General features: G+C 59.5%; 7 protein-coding genes. 5 read left to right on the forward strand and 2 right to left on the reverse strand.

Features of this window, described 5'->3' with window-relative positions; all coding sequences use genetic code 11:
* The first annotated feature begins 24 nt into the window (after positions 1-24).
* The 5 genes from LAO20_13120 to LAO20_13140 all read left to right on the forward strand — a co-directional run bounded on the left by LAO20_13120 (position 25) and on the right by LAO20_13140 (position 9577).
* Complete coding sequence (locus tag LAO20_13120; protein ID MBZ5532365.1) at positions 25-336, forward strand: hypothetical protein; 312 nt, start codon at positions 25-27, stop codon at positions 334-336.
* A gap of 297 nt (positions 337-633) precedes the next feature.
* Positions 634-3405, forward strand: coding sequence for a hypothetical protein (locus tag LAO20_13125; GenBank protein MBZ5532366.1), 2772 nt, complete (start codon positions 634-636; stop codon positions 3403-3405).
* 91 nt (positions 3406-3496) lie between these two features.
* On the forward strand, positions 3497-6070 hold the full coding sequence (locus tag LAO20_13130) for a hypothetical protein (protein MBZ5532367.1): 2574 nt from the start codon (positions 3497-3499) through the stop codon (positions 6068-6070).
* A gap of 120 nt (positions 6071-6190) precedes the next feature.
* Entirely contained in the window at positions 6191-8152 is a 1962-nt protein-coding gene (locus LAO20_13135; GenBank protein MBZ5532368.1) for a hypothetical protein, read from the forward strand.
* A gap of 291 nt (positions 8153-8443) precedes the next feature.
* Complete coding sequence (locus LAO20_13140) at positions 8444-9577, forward strand: peptidyl-prolyl cis-trans isomerase (GenBank protein ID MBZ5532369.1); 1134 nt, start codon at positions 8444-8446, stop codon at positions 9575-9577.
* Between the two features lie 1080 nt (positions 9578-10657).
* On the opposite strand, the gene LAO20_13145 is transcribed toward LAO20_13140, so the two are convergent.
* Positions 10658-11110 carry a hypothetical protein gene (locus LAO20_13145; GenBank protein MBZ5532370.1) on the reverse strand — a complete coding sequence of 151 codons (453 nt, stop codon included), beginning with the start codon at positions 11108-11110 and terminating at the stop codon, positions 10658-10660.
* Between the two features lie 139 nt (positions 11111-11249).
* A complete protein-coding gene (locus LAO20_13150; GenBank protein MBZ5532371.1) occupies positions 11250-12557 on the reverse strand; it encodes an NnrS family protein in 1308 nt (435 codons plus the stop codon).
* Positions 12558-12560 lie beyond the last annotated feature (3 nt).

The following is a 12560-nucleotide window of genomic DNA, read 5'->3' on the forward strand; positions in this document are numbered from 1 at the left end:
GGCTGGCCAAAGCAAACAACGCCAATGTTTACTTTTCGCCAAAAATCGTTCTTGAACGCCATCCTCGGGCTCGCCCTCCTGTTCGCCGGCGGGGCGAATTTCTTCACCGTATCCGTGGATGCCGATGATGATGAAGACACTCCGCCGATTGTTGTAGAACTGAGCTTAGATACCCACAAGAAAATACCGTCGGTGGTCAAAGCCGATCCGCAGCACCGGCAGACCGAGTGTACCTGCACCGAATCATCGCAGCACATGATGAAGTCGCTAGACTGCCAGCCCGTCCCCGGACCTGGCAAGGGCTCGCCTGAGCTCCTGGTACCTCTCCGAACGTAAGTCTCCAACCTAACTCTCTCTTAATCTTGCCGAATTCTATTGCTGGTGCAGGACTTTGTGTTCTGGCACCTGCCAATGAGTTTGGGCGACTCCGGTTCAGCTTGCGCCTGTGTGCGCCGGCCAAACCTTGCGCGGCCAAAGCCGCGCCGGAAAATCAGCAACTTTCGCTTGGTTCGAATTCGTCTCTCGCTTCCGCGCGTGTGTGCCCGCGCGGGTAGCTGAGCCGTGTCCGCGCCGAGCCTCACAAAAAACACCACACCCACTCGCGCCACAGTGGCTTGAAGGAGCTTGAAAACAATGACGCGGTATGAGCATGCACAAAAAACTTCCGTAACAGGCGCAACTTCCAGGAGCAGTAGCAAGACGTCTGCGTCCGGAACCAGCCTGCGCTTTTCCCGGCCCCTGGTCGTTCTGCGGATCTCCGCTTTGGTCGTCACGATTGTTGTCGCGCTGGGTTATTACAGTCACGTGCGGGCGCAGGAGGGCAACCGTCCCGGCCTCATCGTACTGCCATTGCGCCCCGTTGCTCCGCTTTCAACCGTCACAGTGCCTCCGGTCTTTGGCATTGAAGGCATCGTCGCGGACAAGACTGCGGCCATCCAACTGGGCAAAGCTTTGTTCTGGGACATGCAGGCAGGCAGCGACGATGCCCAGGCCTGCGCCAGTTGCCATTTCAACGCCGGCGCTGACAGCCGTCCTGCCAACCAGATCAATCCCGGGCAGGCCGGCGGCGATAACGCTTTTCAAATGGGTCCGCAAGTGGGCGGCGTCACCGGCCCGAACTACATTCCCAACCCTGGCTCACCGGGAGCGGGCTTCGGCGGATATCACGACGGCGATTTCCCTTTTCACAAGCTGTCCAATGCCGACAATCGGATGACCGTACTCTCCGACCTGAACGATGTGGCCGGCTCACAGGGCGTATTCCCCACGCGCATGGACCAGGTGGTGGTTTCGGTGACGAATCCTCCCGCTCCCTCGCCCACACCCACGCCGTCGCCTACGCCGGTACCCGGCGCGGGTGGCCGCGACGGCGCGTGCAACGAGATGGAGCGCGATGACCACGATGGTCCGGGAATGACGCGCACTCCCACCGGAGTGGGATCGCCCGGACGCCAGCTGAAAGGTGCCGGCAGCAACAACAGTGGCAGCTCACGATGCTCCGGCGGCAGCTTGGCGGTTTCATCGCGCGGCGCCCAGGCGCCCAGTGTGAGGCCGTCCAGCGTTACTTCGAAATCCCAGGTGGTTGGAAGCTCCACCAGCGTGGAGATGAGCACCTCAGTACCCGATCCGGTGTTTTCTTATCCTGACCCCGCCAACCCCGGCGCCCGCATCAACACGCGCCGGACCACAGGACGCAACACGCCCAGTGTGGTCAACGCGGCTTTCAACTTCAGAAACTTCTGGGACGGCCGCGCGCAGAACCTCTGCAATGGAATCAATCCTTTCGGCGCCCGGGAAAAGAACTCCCATCTGGTGGTGGTCGGCCTGGACGGCAAGCTTTCCAACGCGCTTGTCGCCATGAAGAACTCGGCGCTTTGCTCGCAGGCGCTCGGTCCCATTCTCAATGGAGTGGAAATGTCCCCTGACGGACGCGATTTCCATCAAGTTGGCAGGAAGTTGCTCAATCGCACTCCGCTGGCCAAGCAGATGGTGGACGCCACGGACAGCGTTCTCGGAGCGATGTCCAGCGCGCCGCAGCCAGGGCTCAACACTTCTTACCAGGCGCTGATCCAGAAGGCCTTCGCGCCGGAATGGTGGCAGTTCGCTGACCAACTATGCATCGCCGGCGATGGCAGCATCGCGGCAACGCTGACCGCCGCGAGCAGTTCCTGTCCTGCGGGCAGCCAGGCGTACAGCCAGATGGAAAACAATTTCTCGCTGTTTTGGGGAGTCGCCATCCAGATGTACGAAAGCACGCTGATCGCTGACCAGACTCCGCTGGACAAGTATCTGGAACAGCAGAAGACGTACTCGCTGGTGGGCGACAGCAAGACCCAGCAATTCACCATCCAGCTTGCACCCAATGTTGATCCGAACACCGTCTCGGTCATCGAACTGAACCCGCACAACGACTTCAGCGACTCGGACGTTTACGCGTTCGACGACGGCTACGGCGGCGTGTTGGGAGAAGGTCTCACGCAGGCCAGCATCAACTACTCCACCGGCGTGCTGACCGTGTTCTTTGACGTTCCGCCCAAGGCGGCGTTCCCCATCAAGATCAACTACTCGGTGGGACCCACGCCGCTCACTCCGGCACAGCTGCGCGGCTTCCTGCTCTTCCAGACCAAAGGCCGTTGCGTGGTTTGTCACGGCGGTCCGGAGCTTTCCAACGCCGCGGTGGACACGGTTGGCCCCAACCCGCTGGAGCGCATGGTCATGGGCGACCTGGGCGTCCGGGTGTATGACACCGGTTACTACCACATCGGCGTGCGTCCGGGCGTGGAGGACGCGGGCCTGGCCGGCTCTGATCCGGTGGCCGGTCTCCCGCTCTCGCATGGTGAATTCACGCGGCAGCGCGTTTGCAACGATCCTTCGTTGACGCTGATGATCCCCGGCCGTCCCGGTGACGGCATCACGCAAGCGCCGCTCACTTGCAACGACGACATTGCGCGTACCGGGTTCTTCAAGGCGCCGCAGTTACGCAACGTCGCGCTCACCGCGCCTTACTTCCACAACGGCAGCCAGCTCACGCTGGAACAAGTGGTGGAGTTCTACAACCGCGGCGGCGACTTCAACCAAGGCGCCGAGCTTTCCATCATGGACCCGGACATTGATCGCATCGGACTCACCTTGCAAGAGAAACAAGACCTGGTGGACTTCCTGCGCAATGGCTTGACCGACCCGCGAACGGTTGCTCAGTCCGCGCCGTTCGACCACCCGGCCTTGGTCCTGCCTAACGGCCACGCGATGGCTTCCAACGGATACCCCGTGGTGAACGATCCACAGCGTCCGGGCCAGGCCGTTGACAACCACATGCAGCTTCCGGCGACCGGAGCACAGGGCGGCCAGCCCATGAAAACTTTCCTGGAGAACCTGGTGGGGGTGAGAAATGCACGGCCCAACTGACCCGCACGCAGCGAAACAGGAGCGCAAGACCACGAAATCAGAGCAGCACAAACCTTGGGAAACCAGCAGTACGACGGAAGGAGTCTTTAACATGAGGGCGTTTCAAAAAAGCAAAGGTATCTTCAGTTTTGCAGGTGTTGTAGTGCTGCTGATGCTCGCTGTAACGGCGACGTCGTGGGCGCAATTCACTGCACCGACGGTCCCCCCAACACCGGCGGTGGTACCTGCACGGCAAACCATCCCGGCCGGATTCGAGATGACCGGGTTCATCCAGTACGCTTCGGTGGACCAGCTATGTATCCCGAATCCGAACCCCACCCCGGCCAACCCGCCGAAGCCTGACGGCTGCAAGACGTCCGGCGGCTGGATCCAGGTGAACGGCATGGTCATCCGGGTCCCGGCGAACACCATCGTTCAATTTCCCGCCAACACTATTACGTGGGAAGAAGTTTTTGAGTTCAACTCCACCGGAGTTCCCGGCGAAACCGGCATGGCCCTGGCCGACACCGTGCGCTTGCCTGGGACCTATGAAGCTTCCGTCCAGGGAAACATCGTCAACGGCCAGTACATCTCCGGGTTGGTTTTCCTCTCACAGCAGTCGTTGATGGGCTTCCAGGGCTTCATCGAAGGCTTTGACTACACCAACGGCATCGCCATCGTGAACGGCTATCGCGTACAGATCAACGATCCTGCGGACAAGTTCAGCGCCGGGTACGACGGCTGGAGCAATGCGGTCACTCCTACGAATCCAACTGGAGCTTCTTTCCTGCAGGATTCGCGTTTCTCGATTGACGAGAACAACCCGACCATCAAGACAGAGACCGCGTATCCGCTGTGCATACCGCGCGTTGACCCGCTGGTTGGGCCCGACGATCCGCTCTGCCCGCAGAAGAACCGTCCGCGTGACGCTGCCGGCATTCCGCTCAGCATTTTCACCATGGACCCGGTGATTGATCCGGCCACGGGCTTGCCTCCTGTCAGCTTCAACAGCGATCCGCTGCAACCTCCCACCGATCCCAGGGTGTTTGCTCCGCTGGAAGTGGGTGACTGGATTGACATCGGCGGCGAACTGCTGCTGGATTCCAAGGGAGCGCCGTACATTCTGGCGCACACCATCACGGCCAACGTGGGCATCTTTACTTTCCCTGGAACCGATCCAGCATACGTAGCCATTGACGTGCTGTTGCAAGGCACGGGCGGTGTCGCCAACGCGGCGTTCCCGCAGGAAGCCGGCATCCGCACTCGCGTGGAAGGCTTCACCACGGACGACTCGCGCGGCGTAGACGTATACGGGATTGACATTGACTGCAATGGCAAACAGACTCCCCGCATTCCCTTTTGGGCAGCCAACTTCCCGGTTGATCCCGGACCGCCGAATGGTGCGGTGCGCGGCCGGTGGCGTTGGCGCCCGAACGGCGGCAACTTCCTGCCGCCGGTCATGGTGATGGGAGCTGCTGTTTCTGGCGGCGTCCAGGCCATTGCTGACCCCACGCTCAACATTTTGACTGAGCAATATCAGGCTCCGAACTTCGAATTCATCTTCGCGGAAGGTCTGGGCATCGGCGCGGCGCCGGTCACCTTCAACTTCCGCGACATCCCGTTCCTGGTGAATGGCATTGGACCGTGGCCGCCCGCGGACAATATTCAGCAAGGCGCCATCAGCAACCCCAACGGGTTCTCCAACCAGGTGATCGGCCAGTTGAATCCCTTCCCGGATGCTGACGTGTTGCCCACCAGTTGTGTAACCGGCGGCGTAACTGCCACGGCAACCGCGATCGGCAGCTTCTCACCTGCCCCCGGCCCCGTGGCCACTGGAACTCTGGTGACTCTGAGCTCGGCCGGCAGCAGCCCAGTCAACGGCCCGTTCCTCTGGCAGCAGATCGTCAATCCTGGCGATCCGCTGGTGACCATCACGGGCAAGAACCAGGCAACCGCGACGTTCATTGCGCCGGTGGTGGCCTCACCCACCACGCTGACCTTCCAGCTCACGGTTGGAGGCAACAACACGACGATTCCGGCAACCGCCAACGTGTTTGTGCCGGTCAATACCGCTCCGGCAGGAACACCTCCAGCGGTGACTGCAACCTCAGCTCCGGCGAACCCCGTGGCCAGCGGAGCAGCGGTTACGCTCACCGCCAGTTCGATTGATCCTGCGGGCGGTCCGGTCACCTACGTGTTCACCCCGGATGCGGCGGCTGTTGCTGCCGGAATCGTCCTGGGACCGCAGGTGGTGAATGGCGATGGTTCGGTCAGCGCTTCCTTCACCGCGCCGATCATTCCCACTCTCGCCGGCCCGACGCCGTTTGTCTTCACCGTAGCGGGGACCAGCACCGCTTCCGGCCTTACCGGCACAACAACCGTCACTGTGATTGTCAATCCGGCAACGGATGTAGTGACGATTACTTCGGTCGTCTACCGCCAGGCCAAAGCGCGGCTGATCATCAACGTGACTGACGTGACGCCAGGCATCGTGCTGACGGTGACTCTGGACACCATCAATCAGGCCACGGGAGCGCCGTGGACTGGCGTGATGGGACCGGCGATTCCAGCGGCGCCGGGAACGTACTCCATCACGTTCTCCAACGTTGACGCGCCGAACCTGGTGACGGTCACCTCCAGCGGAGGTGGCACGGCTTCATCAGGCATAACCCTGTTACGGCAATAAACCAACCCGGCTGCCGGGCATTTGCCCGGCAGCCTTTTTTTACCATCCGCTTCGCGCCACCTTACTCCGGGTACGGAGGCCAGGAGCGGGACGGCACCAAAAAGAAAAGAGGAACTAAAAATGAACTGTGCACCTTCCCGGTCCCCCAGCAAGAGCATATTTTCACCGTTTGCCGGAAGGACCTTTCCGAATTACCGATCATGGACGCGGCTTCTGGCCGTCGCCGTGATCGGGCTGCTTTGCGTTAGCAATGCGTTGGCCTCTCCGGGTACGCTGGTCGCCAACGGGCTCAACCAGCCGCGCGGCGCCATTCGTTGGAATGGCAGCGTGTGGGTGGCTGACATCGCCAACGGATTCTGCCGCATTGACGGCGGAGTCATCAACCTGGCCACGTGCTTTACACCGGGCAATGCCCAGCCTGAGCTGGACGGCAACCTGGTTTACGTGGCGGGCAATACCGGCGTGTTTCGCCTGACCATGAACGCCGTCACTTCAACCATTGACTCGGCGGTTACGCTGGCGCCCAACGCGGGACTGGCGGGCAACCTGCCGCAATCAGCATCGCTGGGACCGGACGGCAAACTCTACGTTTCTTTCACCACCACCGGCGACATCAGGCGCATCACCAATCCGGCCGGCGATCCAAACACTCAGGCCGTGGAATCCGTTGGCAAAGCCGCCAGCGGAGGCGGGCCGGTCAACTCTCTGGCCTTCGTGAACAACGATCTTTATTTGGCGGATACGGGTCTCATCGGGCTGGAACGCATTGCCAGTGCAGCCGGATGCCACGGCAACTGCAATGCTGTCTCCATGTTCGGAGTTCTCGGTATTTCCAATTCCGTTTCATCCGACCGCGTCAGGTATCTGTACATGGAGAACGGCACCCGCGTTCTCCGCTATGACGCTACCACCACCAACGTTGTAGACCTCTATTCGCAAAACGGAATCCAGAACGGACAGACGTTCGGCTACGGACAGGTTTGGGGCGTCACTATTGACGTGGCGACCGGGGACGTGTTCATCGGCGGCGATCCGACCCCGCCCGGCGCAGCCACCACCAACATTGGCTCGTTGTACGTAGTGACCGCGCCGGCGACAACAGAAGGCCTGGTGAATACTCAATTCGGACCGCCCGCTCCGGTGCCTTCACCCACGCCGGGTCCCACGCCGGTCAAGACTGGTTCGCTCTACGCCGCCGGAATCACCCAGCCGGGAGGCATGAATTGGATAGCCACTCATGCCTGGGTTTCCGATGCCACCCAGGGCTTCTGCCGCATTGATCCCAGCAGCCCCGGCGTTGCCGCGCTTTCAAATTGCTTCAAGCCGTCGCCCACGTTCGTGGCGGGCCAGGCATCTTTCGATAGCGTTCGCAACTTCATCTACATTCCTGACGCAGCCACGGCCAGTACGGGAATATTCCGAGTCGCCTTCATCCCGGGCACCGAATCTTTGGGTGCGTCGGTCAATCTGGGCAACGGCAACTTGGGACCGACCGCGGTGGCGGTGGCTCCGGACGGCTCGCTGTTTATCGGCGGCAGGCCGAATGGCAACATCAACAAGATCACCACGCCGGCCACCACGCCATCAGCGCCGGTGCGAATCGCAACCACTTCCAACGGTCTGGGCGTAAGGGCCTTGCTGTTCATCGCCAACGACCTTTACCTGGCTGAGACCGTAAATGTGACGGTGATCATTCGCGCCTCTCCCAGCTTGACCAAGGGTAAGGCAGTAATCGTCGGTCCGGCTGCGGACAGGACCTCTCCGCCACGGCTCAACGTCACCACTCCGCTGTCGCTGGCGGCTGACACTACCAATCCCTCGCACGTGCTGCTCTACATCGGCAGCGATCCGCTTGGTCTTGGCAACTTTGGGCAAGTGGACCAGTGGGACATCCTGCTGCAGAAAGACACGATCTGGGCCGACTCAGGAACCATCGGCGCGGTCTTGACTTCATTCGCGAACCCCTCAGGGTTGGCGTTTGCGCCAGGCGGCATCCTGTATGTGGCCGATGATCCCAGCGTCACCAGCGCCGGGACCACGGCAACACCGGGCCAGGGACACGTGTACAGCGTAGGACCATAAACGAAACGCCTGGACGGCTCGCGTTCAACCGGACAGAAAGCCGGCAGCAAATCGCCGGCTTGCTGTTCAACCAACAAGCTTTCGCTCAATCGGGACCCGACGCGCTGCGCCAAAGCCAGAAGGGTGCGAGAGTGAAAGAGCAATAAGAAGGGGCCAGCCCGTAGCCTCCCCGCTCATCCGGGTTGGCCCCTGAAAACTGTGATGCTACGATGAATTCAACCTCCCCGTAGCCACCACCAATTGTTGAATGTCCGTAATGAACGCAACTTGTTTCTGCAGAAAGGTGTGCTTATGATGAGCCGATTTGTTCCGATTGTTGTTCTGTTGATGGTCACTCTGGGCAACGCTCAGCACGGCAGTTTGCCGTCTTCATCCAATCCCAAGCAGCCCAGAAGTTCACACGCTGATTCAGCGACGGCCACGGTACCGGCTGGCCAGCTCCAGGCCAAACTGCCTGCGGGCGAAATTGGCCCAGACTTCCCGGTGATCACCCTGCACGGACTGTGTCCGGCCGGCAAAGCGGCGGAATCCGGTTCTTGCACTACCACATTGACGCGCGACCAGTTTGAGGACGTGCTCTCCGCCGTAAGTCTGAGCGGGCAGGCCTTCACCGCCGGGGCCATCCGCAACGTGGCCGATACATACGTTCAGAACATGATCCTGGCGGACGCTGCCGAAAAGGCCGGCGTTGATAAAGATCCCCGGATCCAGGAGCTGTTGAAGATTGTTCGCATGCGCACATTGGCTGACGCCTACCGTCATGCGATGGAAGAGAAGTATCGCAACCCGTCTGCCGATGAGATCGAGAGGTATTACCAGGCCAACATTGCCAAGTTTGAGACCGCCAGAGCGGACCGGCTGCTGGTCCCCAAGTTTGATCCCAAATCGCCCAAAGAGGGTGTTGAGGAATTCCAGAGGAAAGCGGCCACAATCGCGCAAGAGATTCGTGATCGCGCCGCCAAGGGCGAATCCATGGACCGGCTGCAAAATGAGGCCTTCATGAAATTGGGGATCACGCCCCCCGCGCTGGTCCCGGAGACCGGTTTGCGACGCCGGGCTAGTTTTCCTCCAGACATTGAGAAGGACGTTTTCGCTCTCAAGCCCGGCGAGGTCACCAAAGTTGAGAGTGAAGCCGGCGGGTTTGTGATCTATCGCATGATTGATAAGAGCGTTTATTCCCTGGAGCAGGCTAAAGGAGAGATCGTCCGCGATATCTACCGGCAAAAGATGGAAGTCTCCGTCAAAGGCGCGCTGCAGGCGGTGGAGACGGAGTTCAATGAGCAATACTTTGCTCCGCCCACTGCGCCTCAGCCCATCGTGAAACCGCGCGCGGGAAGCGCGAAAACACCGTCGTCGCGCAGCACCGTGGTGCCTCCGATTTCAGGTAAAAAGCCGGTGCCGCCGAGCGCTCCGGCCCCCAAGTAAGACGTTAGAGGAAGTGTCTCAAGTCCGAAAAGCACAAGACTAACAGTTATATTTTTCAATCGTTTAGCAAAGAAATTTTGGCTGTTCTAATGTGTTTTTAATCTGTTTCTAATGCGGATCGGGGAGACTAAATCCAACATCAAGTTTCGCCAAAGGTTCAGGCGGATGGATTTCCCGAACCTAAACTTGTATATGACTAACTTCTGGTACAAACGTTTTCGCGGGCTCGTCCTGGGCGTCATGCTTCTGCTGGCTGGGGCGGCCAACCTCGTTTGCATCTCCTACGATGCGGACGGCGACGAAGACACTCCTCCCGTCACAGTTGAACTCAATGTAGTCGCTCCCAGCCGTAAGACGGTCCCGACACCTCATAAGCATTTGGTGCGGTCGAATCTCCATTCTCAGTCTCAAGTCCAGCAGGTTGCTCCGCAACTTCTGGCTTCTGTAGACCGGGGATCGGCTTCACGACTCGACCAGGGCTCCCAGCAACTTGTAGTTCCTCTTCGGCGCTAACCGCCGGCCCTTCTCTCTTTTCGTCAGCGATCCAAAGGAAGAACCGGGGATTTGCCCGCGCACCCGCAAGAAAACGCAGGCCATCAAACTGGGGCAACAGCAGGCATCCTTGAAGCTTTCCTGATCACTGGCCGGCCATGCCAGTCCATGCTTCCGCGGAACTTGATTCCGAGGAACATGATCCTGAGGAAATGGTCGCGACGAAATTCTGCAAGCAAAACTAGATCAACCGAGGGAGTAGCGGTTTGCTTCCTGTGAGCGACGCCCGTGCGGTCTTCAAGTGCTTTCAGGGGACGGCTGCCAACATCAGCCTTGCCCTGGTAGCGCAGGAGGCCTGGGCACAGGCGCCGGTTACTGACGGTCCGCAAGCAGTTTGCGGACGAAAACTAACAGAGCGAAGCCCCGGGTATCGCCAAGATCGCGGGACTTGGAAGGAGGCATCCACTAAAAATTGATGTTTAAAATTTCTTCCTAAAATTTTTGCCTTCTAAAATTGCCTTTTGGCAAGCCGGACTTTTAGTCCGGCTTTTTTGCATCCTGCGCTCGCCTGATAACGCAGGTTTCAGACTAATCCTTGTCCAGATACTCGCCGGGAACATCGTCTTCCAGCACCTCGTGCGTGTGAACTTCCTCCTCGTCGCGCGCGCTCTCGACACCTGATACGGCCCCAGCTTCAAATGCGTTTCCTTCCTCAAGCAACTCGTCCACACTCTCCGAGTCCGCGCTTTGGGCGTTGGACAATCCTTGCAAGTCTCCCGATTGCCCGCCTGAATCTGCTCTCATCGGCTCCTGGACAAAGATTTTCGCAATCCGGCTCTGGACTTTCCTTCGAACTTGTTTTTTGCGCGCGCCCGCAGCTTTTCTGCCGACTATCTTGTGGCCGACCGTTTTCGCCAACTTCTTCTTGGGAGTTACGCGCTTTGTGGCCGATTTCTTCTTCACCGACTTCATCGTCGTCTTCGTGCCCACAGCTCGCTTCGACTTTGTCTGCTTGGTTTTGGTTTTCTTCTTGGTAGCCATACGTGCAGTCTACCACTCAGACCATAGGGTCCACCGCGCGCGAGCACGGCCCTGACATTTCTGGAAGACAGCGGCGCGGAGGTCTCTGCGTTGAATAGACTGCGAGCCGCGCGCGGCGATTGTTAGCGTTTTGCGATGACTATTGCGCAGGAGTTCGCAAGTGCGCTGGCGGTTGCTTGAATGTTAGAAGCAGGTTGGCGGCGAAGACGGTCACAGCCGTCATCTCAACGATGGCCGATATGGGCAATGCCTTCCAGGCGGGCGGCCAGTAGTTTTCATACGCCAGGATTTCACTGCTGACGCGCAATGCGCATCCCAGGTTGAGCAACAGCAAGCAGGCCAGCATGAATCGCGGACTGTAGAGTACGCGCATTCCGGCAAAGGCCGGCATCACCCGTTGACCGATGGCAAACACCATGGTCGAAACGAAGCCGACGGTGAGCGCATGGCGCGAAGCGCCAACCCAACCGTTGGCGCGATCAAGATACGCGGCACAGATGCTCAAACCAGCTGCCAGCAAGAGCCAAACGTAAGCGATTCGGACAAAAACAGGAAATGATCCATGCACTCCCGTGGTCTTGGCAGGCCGTTCAGCCGTCCCGAAAAGATGGAAGGCAAAGACGGACGTGGCCGCCGCCAGCGCAATCACCCATGGCGCAACTTGAAAGAATCCGCCCTCCGCCAGGCCCACTCCAGTAAGGCTGAACACCAAGGCGAAAAGGAGCGCCGTTTCATTCACCGCTTTGAGGCCGAGGAAGACCGGCAGCCATCGCGCACTGAAGCCCCAGACGGTTGGAACAATGAACGCATACGCCAGCAGAGTGAGGAATCGCGATTCAAAGGCCGCTGGAAATGCCGGACCTGTGTTTTGCACGCTCACATAGATGGCGGCTGCCAGGTTCATCACCAATCCGACGCCAAAGCCGGTGGTGCCAATCAAGACTGATACGATCCAGACAGGTTTGCGTTCGACGGACCCGGAGTCAGCAGGACGATGGCTTCTCACGGAAAAAAGAAAGATGACGAAGCCGCAAAACTCCAGCACGGCTGAAAGCGGCAGCGACACACGCCAATACAAATGATAGAAACCTGAAGCCCAGCGCAGCAGAACGCCCGACGTCCAAAGCGCCCAGGCGGTCCAGCCTCGCACTGCCGGCTGCGCGGCCCGGCTGGTCATCTTGGGAATGGAATAGAAACCGATGCCCAGAATGAATGTCCCGATCCAGCCAAAAATCTGGGCATGTCCGTGGGCTTGGATCCAGCTCGCTGAAATCGTGGCGCCATGGCGTCCGCTGATCGAAATCAGGTTCCACACCCCCAGGAAGGTGCCGGGCAAAAGCATGAAGAACAGGCCGGTGATCGCGTACACCATCATCAGCCGCTGGGCGCTCTCGTCGCGCGACTTGAGCAGTATGGCCGGCGCCTCTTGTATCCTGTTCTCTTCCATGTT

This window comes from Terriglobia bacterium (assembly GCA_020072815.1).
Taxonomy (GTDB): domain Bacteria; phylum Acidobacteriota; class Terriglobia; order Terriglobales; family Acidobacteriaceae; genus Angelobacter.

Coding starts and splice junctions, on each gene's coding strand:
- LAO20_13120 (MBZ5532365.1), top strand. CDS start 25: ATGTTTACTTTTCGCCAAAAATCGTTCTTGAACGCCATCCTCGGGCTC.
- LAO20_13125 (MBZ5532366.1), top strand. CDS start 634: ATGACGCGGTATGAGCATGCACAAAAAACTTCCGTAACAGGCGCAACT.
- LAO20_13130 (MBZ5532367.1), top strand. CDS start 3,497: ATGAGGGCGTTTCAAAAAAGCAAAGGTATCTTCAGTTTTGCAGGTGTT.
- LAO20_13135 (MBZ5532368.1), top strand. CDS start 6,191: ATGAACTGTGCACCTTCCCGGTCCCCCAGCAAGAGCATATTTTCACCG.
- LAO20_13140 (MBZ5532369.1), top strand. CDS start 8,444: ATGATGAGCCGATTTGTTCCGATTGTTGTTCTGTTGATGGTCACTCTG.
- LAO20_13145 (MBZ5532370.1), bottom strand. CDS start 11,110: ATGGCTACCAAGAAGAAAACCAAAACCAAGCAGACAAAGTCGAAGCGA.
- LAO20_13150 (MBZ5532371.1), bottom strand. CDS start 12,557: ATGGAAGAGAACAGGATACAAGAGGCGCCGGCCATACTGCTCAAGTCG.